Annotated in this window: 22 protein-coding genes; 8 read left to right on the top strand and 14 right to left on the bottom strand. The window is 66.8% G+C overall.

Features of this window, described 5'->3' with window-relative positions; all coding sequences use genetic code 11:
- The first annotated feature begins 6 nt into the window (after positions 1–6).
- A complete protein-coding gene (gene serB, locus ASF34_RS02705; protein ID WP_056158354.1) occupies positions 7–903 on the top strand; it encodes a phosphoserine phosphatase SerB in 897 nt (298 codons plus the stop codon).
- A 13-nt stretch (positions 904–916) separates the two neighbouring features.
- Here the strand turns inward: serB and ASF34_RS02710 are convergent, their stop codons facing one another.
- The 7 genes from ASF34_RS02710 to ASF34_RS02740 all read right to left on the bottom strand — a co-directional run bounded on the left by ASF34_RS02710 (position 917) and on the right by ASF34_RS02740 (position 7,653).
- Positions 917–1,381, bottom strand: coding sequence for a DUF1640 domain-containing protein (locus tag ASF34_RS02710; RefSeq protein ID WP_056158356.1), 465 nt, complete (start codon positions 1,379–1,381; stop codon positions 917–919).
- A 138-nt stretch (positions 1,382–1,519) separates the two neighbouring features.
- Entirely contained in the window at positions 1,520–3,046 is a 1,527-nt protein-coding gene (locus ASF34_RS02715; protein WP_056158934.1) for a Do family serine endopeptidase, read from the bottom strand.
- An 82-nt stretch (positions 3,047–3,128) separates the two neighbouring features.
- Positions 3,129–4,082 carry a protease modulator HflC gene (hflC, locus tag ASF34_RS02720; RefSeq protein ID WP_018042570.1) on the bottom strand — a complete coding sequence of 318 codons (954 nt, stop codon included), beginning with the start codon at positions 4,080–4,082 and terminating at the stop codon, positions 3,129–3,131.
- Positions 4,079–5,257 carry an FtsH protease activity modulator HflK gene (gene hflK / locus ASF34_RS02725; RefSeq protein ID WP_056158360.1) on the bottom strand — a complete coding sequence of 393 codons (1,179 nt, stop codon included), beginning with the start codon at positions 5,255–5,257 and terminating at the stop codon, positions 4,079–4,081. The genes hflC and hflK overlap by 4 nt, the downstream gene beginning before the upstream one ends.
- A 185-nt stretch (positions 5,258–5,442) precedes the next feature.
- Positions 5,443–5,952, bottom strand: coding sequence for a dihydrofolate reductase (locus ASF34_RS02730; protein ID WP_056158364.1), 510 nt, complete (start codon positions 5,950–5,952; stop codon positions 5,443–5,445).
- On the bottom strand, positions 5,952–6,746 hold the full coding sequence (locus tag ASF34_RS02735; protein ID WP_056158367.1) for a thymidylate synthase: 795 nt from the start codon (positions 6,744–6,746) through the stop codon (positions 5,952–5,954). Before ASF34_RS02735 ends, ASF34_RS02730 begins: the two co-directional genes overlap by 1 nt.
- Positions 6,747–6,801: 55 nt before the next feature.
- Complete coding sequence (locus ASF34_RS02740; RefSeq protein ID WP_244478871.1) at positions 6,802–7,653, bottom strand: CPBP family intramembrane glutamic endopeptidase; 852 nt, start codon at positions 7,651–7,653, stop codon at positions 6,802–6,804.
- Positions 7,654–7,925: 272 nt separating this feature from the next.
- On the opposite strand from ASF34_RS02740, the gene ASF34_RS02745 reads away from it, so the two are divergent.
- Entirely contained in the window at positions 7,926–8,570 is a 645-nt protein-coding gene (locus tag ASF34_RS02745; protein WP_056158370.1) for an SspB family protein, read from the top strand.
- A gap of 314 nt (positions 8,571–8,884) precedes the next feature.
- Here ASF34_RS02745 and ASF34_RS02750 read toward each other — a convergent pair whose 3' ends face one another.
- Entirely contained in the window at positions 8,885–10,279 is a 1,395-nt protein-coding gene (locus ASF34_RS02750) for a cytochrome P450 (protein ID WP_056158373.1), read from the bottom strand.
- A 138-nt stretch (positions 10,280–10,417) separates the two neighbouring features.
- Here ASF34_RS02750 and fumC point away from each other — a divergent pair, with 138 nt between their 5' ends.
- From fumC to ASF34_RS02765, 3 genes are all read left to right on the top strand, one after another.
- Positions 10,418–11,842, top strand: coding sequence for a class II fumarate hydratase (gene fumC, locus ASF34_RS02755; RefSeq protein ID WP_027174402.1), 1,425 nt, complete (start codon positions 10,418–10,420; stop codon positions 11,840–11,842).
- A gap of 11 nt (positions 11,843–11,853) precedes the next feature.
- Positions 11,854–12,045, top strand: coding sequence for a DUF4169 family protein (locus ASF34_RS02760; protein WP_056158376.1), 192 nt, complete (start codon positions 11,854–11,856; stop codon positions 12,043–12,045).
- A 142-nt stretch (positions 12,046–12,187) separates the two neighbouring features.
- Positions 12,188–12,415: a ribbon-helix-helix domain-containing protein gene (locus ASF34_RS02765; protein WP_018042561.1), complete on the top strand. Its 228-nt coding sequence runs from the start codon at positions 12,188–12,190 to the stop codon at positions 12,413–12,415.
- A gap of 12 nt (positions 12,416–12,427) precedes the next feature.
- On the opposite strand, the gene ASF34_RS02770 is transcribed toward ASF34_RS02765, so the two are convergent.
- Entirely contained in the window at positions 12,428–13,195 is a 768-nt protein-coding gene (locus ASF34_RS02770; protein ID WP_056158378.1) for a helix-turn-helix domain-containing protein, read from the bottom strand.
- An 86-nt stretch (positions 13,196–13,281) separates the two neighbouring features.
- Here ASF34_RS02770 and ASF34_RS02775 point away from each other — a divergent pair, with 86 nt between their 5' ends.
- Positions 13,282–14,256, top strand: a complete 975-nt coding sequence (locus ASF34_RS02775; protein ID WP_056158380.1) for an MBL fold metallo-hydrolase — start codon at positions 13,282–13,284, stop codon at positions 14,254–14,256.
- A 91-nt stretch (positions 14,257–14,347) separates the two neighbouring features.
- Here ASF34_RS02775 and ASF34_RS02780 read toward each other — a convergent pair whose 3' ends face one another.
- The 5 genes from ASF34_RS02780 to ASF34_RS02795 form a co-directional block, all read right to left on the bottom strand.
- A complete protein-coding gene (locus tag ASF34_RS02780) occupies positions 14,348–15,733 on the bottom strand; it encodes a heterodisulfide reductase-related iron-sulfur binding cluster (RefSeq protein ID WP_056158383.1) in 1,386 nt (461 codons plus the stop codon).
- 482 nt (positions 15,734–16,215) lie between these two features.
- Positions 16,216–16,884, bottom strand: coding sequence for a hypothetical protein (locus ASF34_RS22640; RefSeq protein WP_162240025.1), 669 nt, complete (start codon positions 16,882–16,884; stop codon positions 16,216–16,218).
- A 1-nt stretch (position 16,885) separates the two neighbouring features.
- Entirely contained in the window at positions 16,886–18,073 is a 1,188-nt protein-coding gene (locus tag ASF34_RS02785; protein ID WP_056158385.1) for an FAD-binding protein, read from the bottom strand.
- An 88-nt stretch (positions 18,074–18,161) separates the two neighbouring features.
- Complete coding sequence (locus ASF34_RS02790; RefSeq protein WP_056158388.1) at positions 18,162–19,610, bottom strand: lipopolysaccharide biosynthesis protein; 1,449 nt, start codon at positions 19,608–19,610, stop codon at positions 18,162–18,164.
- Positions 19,611–19,712: 102 nt separating this feature from the next.
- Entirely contained in the window at positions 19,713–20,714 is a 1,002-nt protein-coding gene (locus tag ASF34_RS02795) for a magnesium transporter CorA family protein (RefSeq protein WP_018042555.1), read from the bottom strand.
- 214 nt (positions 20,715–20,928) lie between these two features.
- On the opposite strand from ASF34_RS02795, the gene groES reads away from it, so the two are divergent.
- Both groES and groL read left to right on the top strand, forming a co-directional pair.
- Positions 20,929–21,216, top strand: a complete 288-nt coding sequence (gene groES, locus ASF34_RS02800) for a co-chaperone GroES (protein ID WP_018042554.1) — start codon at positions 20,929–20,931, stop codon at positions 21,214–21,216.
- A gap of 94 nt (positions 21,217–21,310) precedes the next feature.
- On the top strand, positions 21,311–22,954 hold the full coding sequence (gene groL / locus ASF34_RS02805) for a chaperonin GroEL (RefSeq protein WP_018042553.1): 1,644 nt from the start codon (positions 21,311–21,313) through the stop codon (positions 22,952–22,954).
- Positions 22,955–23,064: the final 110 nt, after the last annotated feature.

Below are 23,064 nucleotides of genomic sequence, written 5' to 3' on the forward strand. Positions count from 1 at the left end.
TCCCCGATGACCCTCGTCGCGACCCTGATAGCAAACGAGAGCCGGCCCGCCATCACCGATGCGGTGCTGGCGGAAGCCCGTTCCGTGCTGCGGACCGATCACCAGCCGCGCATCCTCCATGGCGAGGTGGCGGCCGAGATCCTGTTTCCGGGCTCCGGGGACGACGTTTCCGCGATGGCGCGGCGCCTGCGGGCGGCCTTCGCCGCCGAACCGTTCGACGTCGCCGTGCAGGTCTCCGGCGCCCACCGCCGCAAACGGCTGTTCCTGGCCGACATGGATTCCACCATGATCGAGCAGGAATGCATCGACGAGCTGGCCGACACGATCGGCCTGAAGGACCGCGTCGCCGCCATCACCGAGCGGGCCATGCGCGGTGAGATCGCCTTCGAGCCGGCTCTGCGCGAGCGTGTCGCCCTGCTGCGCGACCTGCCGGTCGGCGTAGTGGACGATCTCATCCGGGACCGCATCACCCTCACACCGGGGGGGCGCGTCCTCGTCCGGACGCTGAAGGCCAACGGCGCCCATACCTGCCTGGTCTCCGGCGGGTTCACCCTGTTCACGGGGCCGATCTCCGCGACGATCGGCTTCGACGAGGCCCACGCCACCACCCTCGGGGTGAAGGACGGCCATCTCACCGGCGAAGTGCTGGAGCCCATCGTCGGCAAGGAGACGAAGCGCGCGACGCTCATCGCCCTGCGCTCGCGCTTCGGCCTCGACCGTGCGGACACGCTGGCGGTGGGCGACGGGGCGAACGATCTCGACATGCTCGGCGAGGCCGGGCTCGGCGTGGCGTTCCGGGCCAAGCCCAAGGTCGCGGCGGCGGCGGATGTCCGCATCGACCACGGCGACCTGACCGCGCTTCTCTACCTGCAGGGGTACGGGGCGAACGAGTTCGTCGCGTAGGACGACGACGCCGTCAGCGGACGATCCGTGCCAGGGCGATGACGGCGCCGAGGATGATCAGGGTCTGAAAGCCGATCGTGCCGAACATCCACTTGATGATATCGGCTTTCGTGGCTTCGATCTTGGCCTCCAGCCGTGCCTCGGCTTCGCGAAGGTCTGATCTCGTGGACATCTTGAGCGCCTCGATATCGGCTCGGGTCGACAAGCGGAGCGCTTCGACATCCGCCTGGGTCGACACGCGAAGCGCCTTGATATCATCTTGCGTCGACAAGCGAAGCGATTCCACGTCCGCTCGCATCGATACGCCAAGCGTTTCGATATCGACTTTCACCGACCCGATATCGGACTTCGTGGCGATGTCGCCCTGAAACAGCTCGGTGAACGCGTCCGCGAGGCCCTCGGCCTGTTCGGAGGACAGCTTCGCCTTCTCGCGAAGGGAGCGGGCGAATTTCAAGGTGTCGAAGGCGACCGCCGTCATCGGTTGCTGGTCTCTATAGCGTCGAGATCAGCCTACGCGCCGGACGGCGAGTCGCACAAGGCGAATGTCCCGCCTCGACGGCATAGCGAGGCCCATCCCGCGTGCGGAATGGGCCGATACTCTCGATGGAGACGGTGCCTATTCGAGACCGATCGCCACGAAGCGAACGTCGCCGGATGCGGCCGCCACGAGGAGGAGAACCGATTTGCGGTTCTCCTTCTTCAGCTGATCCACCCGCTTCGTCACGTCGGCGGGGGACGAGACGGATTCCTGACCGACCTCCACGATGACCTCGCCGGGCTTGATCTGCTTGTCGGCGGCGGTGGAATTCGGGTCGACGCGTGTCACGACCACGCCCTTCACGCTGTCCTTGATGCTGAAACGGCGGCGCAGTTCGTCGGTGATCCCGGACAGGTTGAGGCCAAGGGCCTGACGGATGGCGGGCTCGGCCGCGTCCGGCTGCTTGGCGTTGGCGAGCTGGGGCTTTTCGGGGTCGTCGAGGCGGCCGAGGGTGACGGATTTCGTCGTCTCGGCACCCTTCCGGACCACGATGACCTCGACCACCTTGCCCACCGGCGTGGAAGCGACGATGCGCGGAAGGTCGCTCGACGACTTCACCACAGTCCCGTTGAACTTGGTGATGACGTCGCCGATCTCGAGGCCCGACGTCTTGGCAGGGCCCTTCTCGTCGACGCCCGCTATGAGCGCGCCCTTGGCGCCGCCCTTGAGGCCGAGAGCATCGGCGGTGGCGTCGTCGACGTTCTGGATGCGCACGCCGAGCCAGCCGCGGCGGACCTCGCCGAACTCCCGGAGCTGGTCGATCACCTGCGACGCGGTGGCGGAGGGAACGGCGAAGCCGATGCCCACCGAGCCGCCTGTCGGCGATAGAATCGCCGTGTTGATGCCGATGACCTCGCCGTCCATGTTGAACAGCGGGCCGCCGGAATTGCCCTTGTTGATGGCCGCGTCGGTCTGGATGTAATTGTCGTAAGGGCCGGATTCGATGTTGCGCCCGCGCGCGGACACGATGCCGGCCGAGACCGAACCGCCGAGGCCGAACGGGTTGCCGATGGCGATGACCCAGTCACCGGGGCGCATCTTCTCCGAATCGCCGAACGGCACCGCCTTCAGCGGCTTGTCGGCCTCGGGCTTCACCCGCAGGACGGCGAGATCGATCTTGGGATCCTTGCCGATGATCTCGGCCTTCAGCTTGGTGCCGTTGTGCAGGATCACCTGGATGTCGTTGGCGTCGCCGATGACATGGTTGTTGGTCACCACGATGCCCGAGGCGTCGATGATGAACCCCGAGCCGAGGGAATTCGACTTGCGCGATTGAGGGCGCGGGGAATCCCCGTCGCCGCGCTGGCCCCGCTTGTTGAAGAACTCCTCGAAGAGATCCTCGAACGGCGTGCCCTGGGGCAGCTGGGGCATCGTCCGGCCGGGCGCCTTGGCTTCCACCGTGGTGGAGGCCGAGATGTTCACCACCGCGTCGGTGACCTTGTCGGCGAGGTCGGCCAGGGATTCGGGACCCTTGGCGAGGGCCGGTCCGGCGAGGCCGGTGATGGCCACCGTGGTGGCGAGCGACAGGGCGGCGAAGGCCGAGCGCGCTGAGTGGCGGAATGCCCGGGGACGTCGCGCCGTCGTGGCGCCCGCAGCGGAAATCATGGTCGACCTCTTGTTGAAACGAGGCATTAGATCGTCCGCCGTGGCGGACGATCAAGGGCCGGTCGGGCGATGAGGCCGGGCTTCAGCGAGCCGTGCCGGTCGTCGCGCCCGCATCCGCAGCTCCGGTGGCCCGCGGGGCGGTCGCCGGAGCGCGGCCCTGCGGATCGTTGAAGTAGCGGAAGAAGTCCGAGTTCGGGTTGATGACGAGGCGCGTCTCCGGCCCCTTCAGGCTCGTCTCGTAGGCCTGCATCGACCGGTAGAAGGCGAAGAAATCCGCATCCTTCCCGAAGGCCTCGACGAGGATGCGGTTCCTGTCGCCGTCGCCCTGGCCGCGCAGGGTCTCGGCGGTCTGGTTGGCCTCGGACAGGACTACCGTCACGTCACGGTCGGCCTTGGCCTTGATCGTCGCCGAGATCTGGTCGCCGTTGGCGCGGATGTCGGCGGCTTCGCGGTTCCGCTCCGTGATCATCCGCTTGTAGACGGCGGTGGAGTTCTGCGCCGGCAGATCGACGCGGGTCATGCGCAGGTCGACGATCTCGACGCCGAGCTCCTTGGCCTGGGTGTTCACGTCGCCCTGGATGACGTTCATCAGGTGCGAGCGCTCGGTCCGCACGATGGCGTCACGGGTCGAGCGGGCCAGAACGTTGCGCAACGACGAGTTGGTGAAGCTCGCCAGCAGCGTGTTGGCGCGCAGCACGTTGTTGGCCGACTGGTAGAAGCGCAGCGGATCGATGATGCGATAGCGCGCGAAGGCATCGACTTCGAGGTTCTGCCTGTCGGCGGTCAGGAGCGTCTGGACTGGGAGGTCGAGGTCGAGGACGCGCTTGTCGAACAGGACGACGTTCTCGATGAACGGGACCTTGAAGTAGAGGCCGGGCTTCTCGGTGCCCGTCTGGTTGAGGACCGTGCGGACACGGCCGAACTGGATCACCAGGGCCTGCTGCATCTGGCCCACGGTGAAGACCGAGGCGTAGAGGGCGACGGCGATCACCGCCAGGAGGAAGACGCCGCCGGTGCGGAGTGCGGAACCGTTCATCGGGCGGCTCCTGGATTGGCGTTGCGATTGCCGAATTCGGTCAGCGGAAGCACCGGAACGACACCCGCGCCGGTTGCACCACCGGCCACGCCGGTTCCGTTCTGGTCGATGATGACCTTGTTGACCGAGCCCAGGACCCGCTCCATCGTTTCGAGGAAGATGCGCTCACGGCTGATCGCCGGTGCGAGCTTGTAGGATTCGTAGACCTGCTGGAAGCGGGCCGCCTGACCGGTGGCATCCGCCGTCGCCTGCGTCTTGTAGGCCTCGGCCGCCTGGACGATCTGCGAGGCCTTACCGCGAGCCTGCGGAACCTCGCGGCTCGCATAGGTGCGGGCTTCGTTCTGTGCGCGCTCGGCATCCTGCTGAGCGGCGTTGACGTCGATGAAGGCGGGCCTGACGTCCGGCGGCGGATTGACCGCCACGAGCTGGACCACCTCGATCCGCACGCCGGCGCCGTACTCGTCGAGGGCCTTCTGGGTGATCTCCTTGACCTCCTGGGCCACGCTGGACTGCTCGTTGGTGAGGATCGCCTGGATGTTGCGGCGACCGATCACCTCGCGCATGGCGCTCTCGGAGATCGCCTTGATGGTGCCTTCGGGATTCTCGAGGTTGAAGACGAAGTCCGACGCCTTCAGCGGGTTGATGCGCCACTGCACCTCGAAATCGAGGTCGACGATGTTCTCGTCACCCGTGAGCATCAGGCTCTCCTCGGGCAGGTCGCGGGACCGCGACTGCGACCCGACGCCGGCGCGGTAGCCGATCTGGACGCTGTTCACCTGCCCGACATTCGGCTTCGTCACCGCGCCGATCGGATAGGGGAAGTTGTAATGCGGGCCCTGCCCGGTGGTGTTCGTGTAGCGGCCGAAGATCGTCTCGATGCCGACCTGCTGAGGCGCGACCGTGTAGATGCCTGTGGCGAGCCAGATGAACAGGACGATGCCGCCGGCCACGGCGACACCCCTGCCGCCGCCCATGGACCCGCCAGGGATGATCCCGCGCAGGCGGTCCTGGCCGCGACGGAGGATCTCTTCGAGGTCCGGAGGCGTCTTTCCGCCGCCGCCACCGCCGCCGCCGCTACCCCACGGGCCGCCCCCGCCTCCATTGCCGCCGCCGCCACGGCCCCAGGGCCCTCCCCCGTTGCCGCCACCGCCGCCGCTTTGATTGCTCCAAGGCATGCTCGCCGATATCTCCTGCTGAGGCAGTGTCGTTCGAAGGCGGCCCGCCGCGCTCTCGCCTCGGGCCGATCCGTCCCACGGTACTGAGTGTCGCCACTCCGTCCTGTCAAGGCTGGCAAGTGGGCATCACGAAGAGGAAAGGCAACAGTGCCGAGCGCTCTTGCGCGATGCGTCGCGGCGTAGAGTTACCGGACCCGTTCCAGATCAACGAACGCGAAGGCGCATTCATCCCGCTCGCCGGGCGGATGCGCGACACGCGAGACTTCGCGGAAATCCCCCGCGTCGTAGGCCGGGAACACCGTATCCCCCTCCGGGCCGATCTCGACCTCGGTGAAATGGATGCGGTCGGCATGGGGCAGCGCGAGGGCATAGATCTCGCCGCCCCCCGCCACCATCAGCTCCTCCGCCTCCCCCGCCGCCGCCAGGGCGCCTGCCCAATCGTGGACGACGGCCACGTCGGCGGCCGAGAACGACCGGTCGCGGGTCAGCACGAGGATGCGCCGGCCCGGCAGCGGCCGGCCGATGGAATCGTAGGTCTTGCGGCCCATCAGGACCGGCTTGCCCATGGTCAGCGCCTTGAAGCGGCGCAGGTCGCTGCCGAGGCGCCAGATCAGGCCGTTGTCGCGGCCGATGACCCCGTTGCGGGCCACCGCCGCGATGAGGCTCACGCGGGGGCGATCGGTGCCGGACGCCATCAGACCGCCACCGGCGCGCGGATGGCGGGATGGGGCGCATAGCCTTCGATGGCGATGTCCTCGAATCGAAAATCGAAAACCGAGCGGACCTCCGGGGCGAGGACGAGGCGCGGCAGAGGACGCTGCTCCCGCGTGAGCTGCAGCCGGGCCTGTTCGAGATGGTTCACGTAGAGATGGGCGTCGCCGAGCGTGTGGACGAAGTCTCCCGGCTCCAGGCCCGTCACCTGGGCGATCATCGCCGTGAGCAGCGCATAGGAGGCGATGTTGAACGGCACGCCGAGGAATACGTCGGCCGAGCGCTGATAGAGCTGGCACGAGAGCCGGCCATCGGCGACGTAGAACTGGAACAGGCAATGGCAGGGCGCCAGCGCCATCCTGTCGAGGTCGGCCGGGTTCCAGGCCGAGACGATCAGCCGGCGCGAATCGGGGTTTCGCCGTATCTCGTCCACGAGCCAGGAGATCTGGTCCACGGCGCCGCCGTCGGGCTTGGCCCAGGAGCGCCATTGCTTCCCGTAGACCGGGCCGAGATCGCCGTTCGCATCGGCCCATTCGTCCCAGATCGTGACGCCGTTGGCCTGCAGCGCCCGCACGTTGGTGTCGCCGGTGAGGAACCACAGCAATTCGTGGATGATCGAGCGCAGGTGCAGCTGCTTCGTCGTGACGAGGGGAAAACCCTCCGCCAGGTCGAAGCGCATCTGGTGGCCGAAGATCGAGAGCGTCCCCGTGCCGGTCCGGTCGTCCTTGCGCGTTCCCTCGGAGAGGATGCGTTCGAGAAGCTGATGATAGGCGTGCATCGGGGTCCCGTGTTGCATCTCCCGCGATACCGCGAACGGGGCCGCGAGGCGAGCGTCAGGCGGGCGCCGGCCACAGCAAGTAGGCGACCACGGCGAGATTGCTCCAGACGTGGAGCAGGATGCAGGGCCAGAGCCGCCCGGTCCGCCAGCGCAGCCAGCCGAGCATCAGGGCCAGGGGAATCAGCGAGACCGGGCGGGCGATGCTGCCGACCTGGATGTGGAGCAGCACGAACAGGGCGGAGGTGGAGAGGATCGCACCCCACGGCTTGAGGAAGCGCGAGGCCCGCTCGAACATCGCCCCGCGCATGAGCACCTCTTCCGCCACCGGCGCCAGCACGATGGTGAAGGCGAGCCAGGCGATGGCCCCGGTTCTGCTGAGCAGCGGCGACAGGCCGACATTGCGGCCGAACGCCATGTGGAAGACCTCCGCCGTCCCGATCACCCACAGGATGTGGAGGAACGGCCAGAGCAGGAGGATGGCCAGCAGCCGCGAGGGCGCGAGGCCCGGCGCCTCCACGGGGGTCAGCGCGAGTCTGGCGCGCCACGACCCGCCACTGGACCGGATCGCCGCGCCGATGACGATGGCGACGATGAGGCATTGCCGCAGGATATCGCTCGCCACCTCGCGCAGGACGAGCTGCTGCGGATACAACCGGGGGCGGCGGGCCTCGGTGGCGAAGGGGTCTATGCCCTGCAGGATGTCCGCGCCGACGCGCACGACGAGCAGGGCGGCGATGGCCGCCGCGACCATCACGAACAGGGTCGCCAGGACGAGGCCGATGGCATCGCGAAACGCCGCCGCGGCGAGGCGGATCGGGGACCGGCGCGACCGCGCGCCACCGGAGGTGGCCAGCATTGCGCCGATTGCCCGGTTGTCGGAGAACTCCACGTCAGGATCGGGCTTCAAAAGCGACGCCTCTCCCTCTATATTCGTGTCGTTCGGTCGAAAGGCCGAACTGGGTGCCTGACAATCTTCGGCCAAGGCCGCTCGATCCCGGCGCTTTCACCAGAATCCCGGGTACGTGGATACGGTGTCAATTCACCGCCCCCCGTGGAGACCACGGTGGGAACGGCGCGATTGAAACCAGTGCCCGAGTCCGGCAAGCCTTCACGTCAATTCACCGACCCGGTGCGCCGTCGGCGCGACATTCCGGCAGGTACCGGGCAAAGCGACAAGCGATGGCAGACGATCTCATCCGTTACGACCTCCTGGTTCAGGATGCCCTGCGCGGCGTCGTGCGCAAGGTGCTGACCGACGCGGCCCGCGAAGGTCTCGCCGGCGAGCACCATTTCTACGTGTCGTTCCGGACGGAGGCGCCGGGGGTGCGGATGTCGCAGCGCCTGCGGGAGAAATACCCCCAGGATATGACCATCGTCCTCCAGCATCAGTTCTGGGATCTCGGCGTCACCGAGCATTCCTTCGAGGTCGGCCTGTCATTTTCCGGAGTTCCCGAGCGCCTGCTCGTGCCCTTCGACGCCTTGAGCGGGTTCTTCGACCCCTCGGTGCAGTTCGGCCTCAAGTTCGATCTGAACGAGACGGCGGACGAGGACGCGCAGGACGATGCGCCGCAACCTCCCGGCACCAAGAACGCCGCGCGGGGCGCGGCTTCCGAGCCGAGCGAGATCATGCCGAAGGGTAACGCCGTCTCGGCGATCGGCGCCAGCGTGCCCAAGCTCCTCCCCGCGCAGGGCGCGAGCCAGAACCTCGACAAGACCGAGGACGGCCCCGACGGCAAGCCTGCCCGCCCCGCGGCCAAGAAGCCCGAAGGCGGCGAAGCCGGTGCCGAAGTCGTCAGCCTCGACGCGTTCCGCAAGAAGAGCTGAGATTAAAGTCGCTTTCTGGAACCCTGCGCGGGCTCCGGAACCGACTCCGCTTCGCTCGTCTCGGGCCACTGAATTCGCACATTCGCTCGACGTTTGTTCCCTCTATCGAGGGCGGCGGCGTGAAGCGCGACGTGCTCCCTCTCCTTCCAGGAGAGGGGACCTGCGGTCCACGCGAGATGTGTCGGTGCCGTAGCCTCCTGGGGGAGGTGAGCAAGTCACACTGAATCTGGACGACCTCAATTCTGAGATCCCGCCCTCTTTTCCAAACACCTGCAGCGCAGCGGAGGGTGATCCGCGACCCGCCGCAGCGGGTCTCAGCCCCGCCGTTCCACCTGCATCCGCAAGCCATGTTCCGGCCGCAGCGTCACCCGCTGGAGCGGCGTGACGGGGGCGTGGTCGGGTGACAGCGAGAAGCGCGCGGCGCGGGCGATGTGCGCCAGGACGATCACCGCCTCCTGCAGCGAGAAGCTCTGGCCGATACAGACGCGGGGGCCCGCGCCGAACGGCAGATAGGAGAAGCGCCGAACGGTGGCCCGGTTCTCCGGCAGGAAGCGCTCCGGCATGAACGCCTCGGGATCGTCCCACAGGGTGCGGTGGCGGTGGAGCACGTAGGGCGCCACCATGATGAGCGAGCCCTTGGGGATCTTGATCCGGCCGATCCGGTCCTCCGCGATGGCTTGACGGCTCAGGAACGGCACCGGCGGGAACAGCCGCATCGTCTCTTCCATCACCGCCTTGGTGAAGGGGAGCGCGTCGGCATCGAACCCGTCGCCCTGCACGGCATCCACCTCGCGCTCGACGCGGGCACGGGCCTCGTGATCCTGCGACAGGCAATAGAGCGCCCAGGTGAGCGCGTTCGCCGTGGTTTCGTGGCCGGCGGCGATGAAGGTGACGATGTTGGCTTTGACCTCCAGATCGCTGAGGCCCTTGCCGGTTTCCGGGTCCTGTGCCTGAAGCAGCAGGGTCAGGAGGTCGGAGGGGGCCGTTCCGGCGTCGAGCTGCGTGCGCCGGCGCGCGATGAGGGCGTTCACCACCTCCTCGAAGAAGCGGATCGCCGGCCGCGCCCGGAGCCGGCCGATGCGCGGCACGAAAGCCGCCACGCCGAACACGTCCATCGGGTCCACCGGCCCGACCGATTCGAGGAACCGGGTGATGGCGCGGCCCAACGCATCGGGGTCGCTGGACAGGCCCTCGGTGAAGATCGTCCGCTCCAGCACGTCGAGGGTGACGCGGGTCATTTCCAGGGGCACGTCCACGGTGGTGGCGTCGCGCCGGGCGAGGCGGCGGCCGATTCGCGCGCCCGCCTCGTTCATGGGGGCGGCGAAGCCGAGGACGTGGCGGGCCGAGAAGATCGGCGCCAGGGTGCGCCGCTGCAGCTTCCACTCCTCGCCCTCCGCCGTGAGGAGGCCGTTGCCGAGCCCCGGCGCGAGCACCCGGCGCTGCAGGTCGTCCTTGCGGTAGTTGGCGGCGTTCTCCACGAACAGGTAGCGGATCAGGGCCGGGTCGCTGACCACGGTGACGCGGCCCATCGCGCCTTCGCGCGCCACCACGGGCTCCACGAAATGCTCGTCGAGCCAGGTAGTGATCGGGTTGGCGCGCACCGCCTTGAGGAAGGCGAGCAACCCCGGCTGTTCGCGCCGGGGGCGCGGGACGACGGGGCGGAAGCGCGGGAGGGCGTCGGGCTCCAGGGTCGCGGCGTCCAACGGCATCGGCAATCGTCCTCGCTTTGTCCCGGAGCGTGCCTGACTCCGGCACGGACCTGTGACGCCTTTGAAAGAAAGCACCATCGCGGTTTTCGGCCGCACCGTTTAAGTAGGGCCGCATACCCCGCCATCTAAGAGGCCACGATGTCGCCGCTCGAAAGCCCCACCGAAACGTCCGCCACCCGGACCGAGTCCGACACGTTCGGCCCCATCGAGGTTCCGGCCCATCGCTACTGGGGCGCGCAGACCCAGCGCTCGATCCAGAACTTCAAGATCGGCACCGAGAAGATGCCGGCCCCCCTCGTCCATGCCCTCGGGATGGTGAAGCAGGCCGCCGCCCTGGTGAACCAGGATCTGGGCGCCCTCGACCCGAAGGTGGCCCAGGCCGTGGCCGCCTCCGCCGCCGAGGTGGTGTCCGGCGAGCACGACCAGGAATTCCCCCTCGTGGTCTGGCAGACGGGCTCGGGCACCCAGTCGAACATGAACGCCAACGAGGTCATCGCGAGCCTGGCCAACGAGCTGCTCGGCGGAAAGCGGGGCGGCAAGTCGCCGGTCCACCCCAACGACCACGTGAATCGCGGCCAATCCTCCAACGACGTGTTCCCCACGGCGATGCACATCGCGGTCTCGCGCGAGATCAACGACCGGCTGCTGCCCTCCCTGAAGCACCTGCACGACGCGCTCCAGGCGAAGTCCGAGGCGTTCTCGTCCATCGTCAAGATCGGCCGGACCCACCTGCAGGATGCGACGCCCGTCTCCTTGGGCCAGGAATTCTCCGGCTATGTCGCGCAGGTGGCGTTGGGCACCGAGCGGGTGAAGGCGACGCTTCCGGGCGTTCTTGCTCTCGCGCAGGGCGGCACGGCGGTCGGCACCGGCCTCAATGCCCATCCGGAATTCGCGGAGAAGTTCGCGGCCAAGGTCGCCGAACTGACCGGCCTGCCCTTCACCTCGGCCGCCAACAAGTTCGAGGCGCTGGCCACCCACGACGCCCTCGTCTTTACGCAGGGCGCGCTGTCCGCCCTGGCGGCGGGCCTGTTCAAGATCGCCCAGGACATCCGCTTCCTCGGCTCCGGCCCGCGCTCGGGCCTCGGCGAACTCTCCCTGCCGGAGAACGAGCCGGGCTCGTCGATCATGCCGGGCAAGGTCAACCCGACGCAGTGCGAGGCCCTGACCATGGTCTGCGCCCAGGTGATCGGCAACGGCACCACGGTGAGCTTCGCCGGCTCCCAGGGCAATTTCGAGCTCAACGTGTTCAAGCCGGTCATCGCCAATGCGGTGCTGCAATCGATCCGCATCCTCGCCGATGCGGCCGTGAGCTTCGCCGACAATTGCGTCGTCGGCATCAAGGCCAACGAGGACAAGATCGCCGACCTGATGAGCCGCTCGCTCATGCTGGTGACGGCGCTCGCTCCCTCCATCGGCTACGACAAGGCCGCCGAGATCGCCAAGACCGCGCACAAGCGCGGCACCACCTTGAAGGAAGAGGCCCTGCGCCTCGGCTACGTCACGGAGGAGGAGTTCGACCGCGTCGTGCGCCCCGAGACCATGCTGGCACCGAGCGTCGACTGACGAGGTTCGATATGGGCGAGATCATCAACCTGCGCTCGGTCCGCAAGGGCAAGGCGCGGGCCGAGAAGGAGGCGAAGGCGGAGGACAACCGCATCGCCTTCGGCCGGCCGAAGAAGGCCAGGACCCTGGCCGAGGCCAAGAAGGCTATCGAGTTCTCGCGCCACGAAGGCCACAAGCTCGTGGGACCGGATTCGGACGGGTGACAAGCGTGACGCTTCACCCTCCCCCCTCTGCGGGGGAGGGTGCCTGCGGAGCAGGCGGGAGAGGGGGCGACCTCTCCGGATACGGCGCTCCCCTCTCCCGACCCACTTCGTGGGCCACCCTCCCCCGCAAAGGGGGGAGGGAATGACCGAGCCGACCCCCGGCACCACCAAACGCTCGGTGATGATCGCCGGCCACCGGACCAGCGTATCGTTGGAGACGCCGTTCTGGGAGGCTTTGCGCGAGATCGCCGCCGCCCGCGGGCAGTCGGTTCAGGTGCTGATCGGCGAAATCGACGAAGCGCGGGGCGCGCAGAACCTGTCCTCGGCGATCCGGGTGTTCGTGCTGGCCGAAGTGCGCCGGCCGAACTGAAGCCGCGGGCGTCTATGGCCGCCGGATACCGACGAGGCTCGCCGAGGCGGGCGCGCCGAACGTCTCGCGGAAGGCGTTGGCGAAATGGGCCTGATCGGCGAAGGCCGCATCGTGGGCGGCTCCCGTGAAGGTTTCACCCCGGATGACGGCGTCGATCGCCCGCCGCATGCGCAGCCACGACCGATAGCGCCGGAACGGAACTCCGACATCGCGGGTGAACAGATGCTGCATCCGCGAGGAGGACAGCCCGACGGAGGCCGCAAGGCGCGGTGCCGACATGCCCGTGTCCTGGCAGGTGCCGAGGTCGGCCATGATCCGGGCGATGCGCCCATCGAGCGTCGGTCCGTTCCGGCGCACCGCGAAACCGGCGAGATCGGCGATGGCCTGCCCGGCCCAGACCGTGGCGCGCGGGCATTCGTAGAGCGCACGCAAGGGCTCGATCTCACCCCGCATTGCGACGCGTGCCCCTTCGATGTCCTCGCCGGCGGCGATCAGGCCCAGGAGAGCCCGCGCTCCCGCCTCCGGCTCGAGATAGAGCACGGCCAGGGGGTCGCCGGCGCAATCGAGTTCGTGCCGCATCCCGGCCGGGACGAAGGCCGTGCGGCAGGCGATCCACGGACCGGGCCTGAACCGGATGCGGAAGGGGCCATACAGGCCCGCCAGATAGACCGGCGCACCATGCTGATGGCTGGCGTTGTAGGCGAGCGGTCCGGCAAAGAAGGTATGCCCGCCCTCGACGTGCCAAAGGGGGCCGAGGGCGGGGGCAGCACGTTCGTTCAAGCGGTGTCCCCTCCCCACGCGCTAGGCCGGTCATCCCCGCCTCGCGGCCCACCGGCGCGGCGGGGACAGCCGGAGATCCTGCGACGATGATCACATTGAGCCGCCGCCTTGTCACGGGCGCCCTCGCGGGCCTCGCTCTTTCCGGCGCGAGGCCGGCCCTGGCCGGTGCGGCCGCCCTGGCCGAGGCGTCGGCGTCGCGGCGCATCCGGCTCGGCGCCTTCACCATCACTACCTTGCTCGACGCGGACGAGACCATCGACGGGCCATGGCCCATCGTCGGCGAGGACCGCCCGAGAGAGGAGGTGCAAGCGCTGATGCGGGAAAACCGGCTTGCCCCGGACCGCTTCACGCCGGGCTTCACCCCGACGCTGATCGAGACCGGCACACAGCGCATCCTCTTCGATACCGGAAACGGCGAGGTCGGGTTCATCCCCAGGCCGGCGGGAGGGCGGCTGGGTCGGGCGCTACGGCGCGCTGGAATTGCGCCGGAGACGATCGACCTCGTGGTGATCACGCATTGCCATACGGACCATATCGGCGGCCTCCTGGAGGGCGGCATTCCGCAATTTCCCAACGCGGCCTATGTCGTGGGAGAGGCGGAATACCGCTTCTGGACGGCGGAGGAACGCCTCTCGGCGCCGGCGGACAGCAACACCTACCGGTCGGCCGCAGTGGTGCGCAGCCACCTCGTCCCGCTGCGCGACCGCATCCGCTTCGTCGGACCCGGCGACACGGTCGCGCCCGGCATCGACGTGGTGGCGGCCTTCGGGCACACGCCGGGGCACCTTGCCTTCCATTGCGAGAGCGAGGGGCATCGGATGCTCGTGTGGGGCGATTGCGCCCATCACGAGGTGGCATCGTTGAGCCACCCCGAATGGCACGCGTTGTTCGATCTCGACAAGGATCAGGGCATCGCGACCCGTCGGGCGATCTACGCGATGGCCGCCACCGAAAGGCTGCTGGTGGCGGGCTATCACACGGCGTTCCCCTCGCTCGGCCATGTCGAAGCGCGAGGGACGGGCTATCGCTGGATTCCGGTGAGCGAGTCCGGAACTCCCTGACCCCCCTCTTCCCGTCCGCGGCCGATCCCAGCCATCGACAGGACATGCGCAGGTCTTGGGCAAATGGTCAGGTCCTGGCGTCGCTTCGCGCCTACTCCGCCGCCTCCAGCACCCGCGTCCCGCCCAATCCTTCCAGTACCGCCGGCTTCGGCCCGCCCGTCGCCCAGTCCAGCAGTTCCACCGTGTGCACGATGGGGATGCGCGTGCCGTTCCCGATCTGCGTGGCGCAGCCGATATTGCCGGTGGCGATGAGATCGGGGCGCATGCGCTCGATATTGGCCACCTTCCGGTCGCGCAGGCGCCCGGCGATCTCCGGCTGGAGGATGTTGTAGGTGCCGGCCGAGCCGCAGCAGATATGGCCCTCGGGCACGTCCTTCACGGTGAAGCCGGCCTTCTTGAGCAGGTTCTTCGGCTCGGTGCGGATGCCCTGGCCGTGCTGCATCGAACAGGCGGAATGGTAGGCGACCACGAGATCGCTCTCGAACAGCGGCGGCATCAGGCCGAGGTTAGCGACGTATTCGGTCACGTCCTTGGCGAGGGCCGAGACCCGCGCCGCCTTGTCCGCATAGGCCGGGTCGTCGCGGAACATGAAGCCGTAATCCTTGATCGTCGTGCCGCAGCCGGAGGCCGTGACGATGATCGCGTCGAGGCCGTCGCCGTCCATCTCGGCGATCCAGGCATCGATGGTGCGCTTGGCCTGGGCGTGGGAGGTCTCGGACTTGCCCATATGGTGGGTGAGCGCGCCGCAGCACCCCTCCCCTTTCGCCTGGACCACCTCGACGCCGTGGCGGGTGAGAAGCCGGACCGCCGCCTCGTTGAAATCCGGCCGCAACACGCTCTGGGCGCAGCCGCGCAGGAGGGCGACCCGGCCCGCGCGGGCGGGTGCGGCCTCGCCCTGGAGCAGGGCGCTGGCTTCCCGCGCGCGGTTGTCGGCGGGGAAGGTGCCGGGCCGGTCGTTGACGGTGCGGTTGGGCAGGAGCGCGGGGGCGAGGTCGAGCATCGCCGCGAGGCGGTTGCCGACACGGGGCAACTGAGCGACGAGGGGCCGGAACGGCGAGCCGAGCTTGGCGGCCAGAAGCGCCAGGCGGAAGCGGTTCGGATAGGGCAGCACGAAGGCGAGCACGCTGCGCAGGAGCCTGTCGCTCAACGGCCGGCGATAGGTCTCCTCGATATGCGTGCGGGCGTGATCCACGAGGTGCATGTAATGCACGCCGGACGGACAGGTCGTCATGCAGGACAGGCAGGACAGGCAGCGGTCGACATGCTTGACCACCTCCGGTGTCGCCGGCTTGCCGCCCTCCAGCATGTCCTTGATCAGATAGATGCGACCGCGCGGGGAATCGAGTTCGTCGCCGAGGAGGAGATAGGTCGGGCAGGTGGCGGTGCAGAACCCGCAATGCACGCAGGTCCGCAGGATCTTCTCGGACGCCGCCATCGCCGGCTCGGCAAGCTGCGTCAGGCTGAAATTGGTCTGCACGGCGTTTCCTCGGGGTCCCGATACGTCAGCCCGCCCGGCGATCTTCCGCCGCCCAGCGCTGTTTCCCGCAGCTTAGAGGGAATTCGGTCGGAAGCCGAGGCTTGGAACGGCTCTAAGCGGCAGCCTGCCGCACCTTCATGATTTGGAAGTCATGCATTCGGGTAGGGGACGGCGAGAGTGAGGTTGCCGTGGATGACAACGGCAAACATTACTGCCGCGCCCTTTAACGGCAAAACCGTCAGCCCGCGAGCGAGTCAGACCCCGAGGTCATGACGGTAATATCGCCGAGCTAGGCAACAACTCAAATGATGCCTCGCAAGGTGGGAGGAGCCGTTCGGAAACCGAAAGCATTAGATTAGTCTATCTATTGAATTGCACGAAAAATTTCTATTTTTCAAATGTAATTGAAAGGCTGTAATTAGATTTTAATTTCAACATTTAATTATGACTATGGAGTTTTAAAAAAATAGCTGCATCTTAATCTAATTATTTCTATCATTTCTTCTCAAATAGACGCAAACGGCTCCGCCGACCCACCAGGAGGGATCTTCAAAGCTTTTTGGCTCATCATCATGATGAAAGAAATCGACAACGTCGATACTTGCTTCACTGTGTAGATATTCGATGCATTGGTCTTTTTTTAATTTAATATCTTTCAAGCACTCGTCTCTCGTGTTACCTTTGCCGAATATGAAGCCACAAATTAAGCCATATTTAACTGAGCCCCTCGATAGGGTGTCAGAACGCTTCAAAACGCCAAGAATCCGCTTTGCATCCTTAGCAAATCCCACAGTGGCCGCGTTTCTTTTCACTTCAATTGGAATAATCGGTCTCTCTTTCTTATCAAATATCATTATGTCTACACGCTTTGCGCCATCAACTAATTGGGGAATTGCGCCTCGTACTTTTTTGGCACCGGATTGCTCAAATATTTCTTTAAATGGATATTCCATTACGATGAATTCTTCGTTCAAAGACCCATCAGGATTTTGAGATAAAGCATCATAAATTGCTTCGGTGATTTTTGTCTGCAGGACACCTTCAATGCCGGAGTCATTTATAGAAAAACCATTACTAATTTTTTCATAGAAGTCATTTGCATCAATAATTCCATCTAAAACGGCTTCAATAAGTTCGTCTTTTTTTATCATCTCAAATCCCAGCATACATCCGACCGGGGTTGAACACCCCCTTCGGATCGTGGGCCGCCTTGATCCCGGCCGTCATCCGCAGCAGGGGATCGGACAGGGGCTCGAAGACGGCGGTGGCCGCGCGCACCGCGTCCGGCGCCCGCACCAGGGTGGCGTGCCCTCCGGTGGAGCGCAGGACGTCGCGGATGGTCTCGGCGCCGGCATCACCCTCGGAAGAAGTGGCGAGCCAGACGAGGCCGCCGCCCCAATCGTAGAACCAGCGCGCCTGGCGCTGCGCCGCGATGGCGGCGGTGACGGCGGGTCCTTTGGTCGGCGTGGTGGAAATCCGCCATATTGCGGCCGCGCGCGGCTCCGTCAGCGGGATCACGTCGCGGATCGCGGCCCACAGGACGGCGCCGATCCCGTCCTCGATGATCTCCGGCTCGCCGAAGCGCCGCAGGAGCTTGCGCAACTCGCCGAGGCGATAATCGAGGGAGTCCGAAAAGCCCTCCAGACGCATCAGGGTGCGTGGGCTCGGCCCGTCGAGGCCGCTCGGCAGGTGAGCGGCGCCGGTGAGTTCGAACGGCGATCCGAGGGCGGCGCTGAGGGCCGCCACCGCCGTGGCGTCGTCCAGGCCGGAAAAGGCCAGGGTCGCCGTCCGTTCCTGGACCGGCAGCACCTTGAAGGTCACCTCGGTGAGGAGGCCGAGAGTGCCCCACGAGCCGGCCATGAGCTTGACGAGGTCGAGGCCGGTGACGTTCTTCATCACCCGCCCGCCGGACTTGATGGCCTCGCCGCGCCCGTTGACGAAGCGGACGCCGATCAGGCTGTCGCGGGCCGCGCCCGCATTGATCCGGCGCGGTCCGGCATTGTTGGTGGCGGCCACCGCGCCGAAGGTCGGCTCGCCGCCCGAGCCCATCAGGATGCGGTGGTCCATCGGCTCGAAGGGCAGCATCTGGCCGCGTTCCGCGAGCAAAGCCTGGACCTGCGCGAGGGGAGTGCCGGCGCGGGCGGCGACCACCATCTCGGCCGGTTCGTAGAGCGTGATGCCGGAGAGTTTCAGGGAAGAGAGAGTCGATTCGTCCTGCGCAGGGCGGCCGATGGCGGCTTTGGTGCCCCCGCCGACGAGGCGCATCGGCTCGGCGCGGCCGGCCGCATCGGCGACGATGGCTTGCGCCTCGCCTTCGTCCTGAGGCTCGTATGTCCGCATCGTTTCCCGCCCGTTGTGATGCTCGCCGGCATCCTTTGCCGAACCATATGCGGGAAGCGATGCCCCCCTTTCAAGCGGCGCTCCTGTCTCAGGCGGTCGGGGTGACGGTACGCTGCCGCAGATACGCGGCGGCGAGGCCGCGCAGGCCGGCGATGTCGAACAGCGCCACGAGCAGGGCGTAGACCAGCACGCCGAGGGGCAGGGAGATGGCGAGGGCCATGGCCGGGTCCATGTGCCGGAACGGCGCGAGGCAGGCCATCATCGCCAGGGTGGCGGTGCAGGCGGCAAAGACGTCCCACCAATCGATCCGCAGGCGCTGCGGTCCGGCGAGAGCGCGGACCGCCAGCCACAGGGTCGAGGCGACGAGGCCGGCGCTCTGCGCCATGGCGATGCCGGGCGCCCCGAAATGCGTGGGCAGGACGAGCAGGCAGACGGCGTTCACGACGAGGCCGACGATGGCGGCGGCGATGACCGGCACCGTCTTGCGGCGGATCTGGAAGATCGGGTTGAGGCCGAAATTGAGCAGCGTGCCGCAGAGCAGGCCGGGAATGAGGATCAGTGCGTAGAGGGCGAAGGGTCCGCGATACGCCTCCGGCACGATGAGCCCCTGGATCGCCGGAAGCACCGCCCAGAGCCCGCCGGCGCAGGGCACCATCAGGGCCACCACGATGCTTGCGTTGCGGCCGATCTGGGCTTCGGCCGCCACGTGGCCCTCGTGCTCGTCCACCCGCACGGCGAGCTGGAACAGGATGAGGTCGAGGGCCGTGCCGATCATGCTCAGGCTGCGGGTGGCGACATCGGCGGCCAGGGCGAAATAGCCGGCCTCCGCCAGTCCGAACCACATGGCGATGGCGCTGCGGTTGAGGAACGGCGTGATCTGGTAGATCGCGTTCGCGGCGATGAGCGGCAGCCCGTAGGCGCGAAACAGCCGCCAGGTCTCGCCCATGCGCACGCGGACGATGGGCACCTTCGGATCGAGCAGAGGCCTGCGCAACACGAGGACGGGCAGGAACTGGCTGAGCCCGCAGGCGACGAGCACCCAGACCGGCTGGGGAAACAGCCAGGCCGCCCCCGCCATGAGCAGGAAGGCGAGGCCGTTCTTGACGATGGTCAGCTTCAGGTAGAGGCCGCCGTCGAAGCGTGCCCGCGTCAGGGCCGCGTGATAATCGAACAGGCCGATGCCGAAGGCGGCCAGCCCCGCCCCCGCCGCGATGGCGAAGCGCCCCTGCACATCCATCTCCACCGTCGCGCCGACCACCGCGCACAGGGCGGAGGCGACCAGCAGGACGAGGGCGAGGACGGCGTAGGCGCGGTCGAGCCCATGACGGATCCAGGGTTCCTCCTGCCGGACGCGGTTGGAATAGAACCGGGTGGCCGAGAGCCGGAGCCATTCGAAGACGAGGGTGTTGAGGACCACGGCGCCCGTGGTGGCGAGGCCGAACAGGCCGAAATCCGCCGGCCCCATCAGCTTGGCGAGGAGCAGGCCGAGGCAGAAATTGAGCCCGGCATTCAGGATGAAGGCGGCGATCACGGCCATACGGTCGACTCTGGTCGCCGGAGGCCCGGCTCTGCTCTCGATCCTTGCGCGCCGGCCCGAAAAGAATTCCCTAAATCCCGAACCCGGCCGGTCGGCCCCGCGTCAGAACCAGCCGCGCAGCTTGAAAAAGACGACCGGGATGATCGCGCTGATGACGATCAGCGACAGACCATAGGGATAGCCGTAGACCCAGTCGAGTTCCGGCATGTGCTTGAAGTTCATGCCGTACATGGAGGCGATGAGGGTCGGCGGAACGCCCACCACCGAGACCACGGTGAGCACGCGGAAGGTGTTGTTCTGCTCGATGTTGATGAGGCCGAGGGTGGCGTCGAGGAGGAACTGCACGTTCTCCGAAAGCCGGATCTCGAACTCGTCGAGGGAGGCGATGTCCCGGCGCAGGGTCTCGAAGCGCGGCATCTCCGTGGCGCCGAGGAGGTGCTCGCACTCACCGGCGACGAACGGGAGGATGCGCTCGAGGCCGAGCAGGCTCGAGCGGATCTTGCCGAGCGCCTTGCCCCGCCGGCCGACGCTGCGGAGGATGCGGCGGAGGGCCAGGTCGCGCCGACGCGGGGTCTTGCCGGAATCGCCGGCGACGCCCCCTGCCCTCACGTCGAAATCGAAGATCCGGGTGGAGAGCGCGTCGAGATCGGCGCCCATCTCCTCCAGGGCGTCGGCGAGGCTGTCGACCAGCTCCTCCACCAGGAGGAGGAAGATCTCGGTGCCGGTCTGGCAATCGCCGTCGCCGTCGCCGATGCGCTTCTTGACCTCCTCGAAGGCGCGCAGCTCGTTGAACCTGACCGTGATGAGCCGGTCCCGGGTGAGGACGAAGCCGAGCGGGGTCAGCTGCGAATCCACCTTGTCGAAGGTGATCATCGGGGTGGAGAGCGAGAGCCCGTTCTTGAGCCGCCGCAGGCGGCTCGAATTCTCGACCTCGCTCAAGGCTTTTCGCGAGGGGACGCGCAAGCCTGTGGCGGCCTCGATATGCTCCGCCTCCTCGGTGCTCGGATCGTTGAGATCGATCCAGATCGCGTGGCTCGGCACGCCGCCGCCATTGGCTGCGCCGGAATGCTCGACCGCGCCCTGCGGTCCCTGAAGACTGATCATGGGGTGATTGTCATCCGTCTGTCAGCGACCGGAGAGCAGAAGATGCTGCGCAAACGCGGCATGACGCGTCGTCCGCGTCTTGACTCGCAAGGGGCTTGAGCCTACCTCCGCCCTTGCTTTGGCACTCTTCGCTCGGGAGTGCTAACAGCCTGGGTTGGGCGAGCCCTTCGGCCGCATCAACGCCATCCATGAATTTGAAGCAAGAGGGCAGCTCATGAAGTTCCGTCCGCTGCACGACCGTGTCGTCGTCCGCCGTATCGAAGGCGAAGAGAAGACCAAGGGGGGCATCATCATCCCCGATACCGCCAAGGAGAAGCCGCAAGAGGGCGAGATCGTCGCCGTCGGCCCTGGCGCCCGTGACGAGGCCGGCCGGGTGAACCCGCTCGACGTCAAGGCCGGTGACCGCGTCCTGTTCGGCAAGTGGTCCGGCACCGAAGTCAAGATCGACGGTCAGGACCTCCTGATCATGAAGGAATCCGACATCATGGGCGTCGTCGCCTAAGGCGACCCGGCCCTCTTCCTTCTTCCCATCCAAGCCCTTCGAGCGCGCACTTCGATGAGCGCCTCAGGGCTTCGAACCTCATGAGGATTTGAACATGGCAGCGAAAGAAGTACGCTTCGGCTCCGATGCCCGCGAGAAGATGCTCCGCGGCGTCGACATTCTCGCCGATGCAGTGAAGGTCACGCTCGGCCCCAAGGGTCGCAACGTCGTCATCGAGAAGAGCTTCGGCGCTCCCCGCATCACCAAGGACGGCGTCACCGTCGCCAAGGAGATCGAGCTCTCCGACAAGTTCGAGAACATGGGCGCCCAGATGGTGCGCGAAGTGGCCTCGAAGACCAACGACATCGCTGGCGACGGCACCACCACCGCCACCGTCCTGGCCCAGGCCATCGTCCGTGAAGGCGCCAAGTACGTCGCCGCCGGCATGAACCCGATGGACCTCAAGCGCGGCATCGACCTCGCCACCACCGCCGCCGTGAAGGACATCACGAGCCGCGCCAAGAAGGTCGCCTCGTCCGAGGAAGTCGCCCAGGTCGGCACCATCTCGGCCAATGGCGACAAGGAAATCGGCGAGATGATCGCCCATGCCATGCAGAAGGTCGGCAACGAGGGTGTCATCACCGTCGAGGAAGCCAAGACCGCCGAGACCGAGCTCGACGTCGTCGAGGGCATGCAGTTCGACCGCGGCTACCTCTCTCCGTACTTCATCACGAACGCGGAGAAGATGGTCGCCGAGCTCGAGGACCCCTACATCCTCATCCACGAGAAGAAGCTCTCGTCGCTCCAGGCGATGCTGCCGGTTCTCGAGGCCGTGGTGCAGACCGGCAAGCCGCTCGTTATCATCGCCGAGGACATCGAGGGTGAGGCTCTCGCCACGCTCGTCGTGAACAAGCTGCGCGGTGGCCTGAAGGTCGCTGCCGTCAAGGCTCCGGGCTTCGGCGATCGCCGCAAGGCCATGCTCGAGGACATCGCGATCCTGACCCAGGGTCAGATGATCGCCGAGGACCTCGGCATCAAGCTCGAGAACGTCACCCTCCCGATGCTCGGCCGCGCCAAGCGCATCCGCATCGAGAAGGAGACCACCACGATCATCGACGGTCTCGGCGAGAAGGCGGACATCGAAGCCCGCGTCGGCCAGATCAAGGCGCAGATCGAGGAGACCACCTCGGACTACGACCGTGAGAAGCTCCAGGAGCGCCTGGCCAAGCTCGCCGGCGGCGTCGCGGTCATCCGCGTCGGTGGCGCGACTGAGGTCGAGGTCAAGGAGAAGAAGGACCGTGTCGACGACGCGCTCAACGCCACCCGCGCTGCGGTGGAAGAGGGTATCGTCCCCGGCGGCGGTACCGCCCTCCTGCGTGCCCGTGAGGCCGTCCGCGCTCTCCAGAGCGACAATCCGGACGTCCAGGCCGGCATCAAGATCGTGCTGAAGGCCCTCGAGGCCCCGATCCGCCAGATCGCCGCCAACTCGGGCGTCGAAGGCTCGATCGTGGTCGGCAAGATCACCGACAACACCTCTTCGATCACCTACGGCTTCAACGCCCAGACCGAAGAGTATGTCGACATGATCCAGGCCGGCATCGTCGACCCGGCCAAGGTCGTGCGCACCGCTCTGCAGGACGCCTCCTCCATCGCCGGTCTCCTCGTCACCACCGAGGCCATGATCGCCGATGCTCCCAAGAAGGACGGCGGCGCTCCCCAGATGCCGGGCGGCGGCGGCATGGGCGGCATGGACTTCTAAGAAGTCCGCGCTCTCCATCGGAACGGATGCTTTCGCGGTTTTGGCCGCGAGGGCGGAAAGGGTCGTCGCAAGACGGCCCTTTTTTCGTTGTGGGGAACCACTGCGGGCAA

This window comes from Methylobacterium sp. Leaf106 (assembly GCF_001422895.1).
In the GTDB taxonomy this organism is placed as follows: Bacteria; Pseudomonadota; Alphaproteobacteria; order Rhizobiales; family Beijerinckiaceae; genus Methylobacterium; species Methylobacterium bullatum.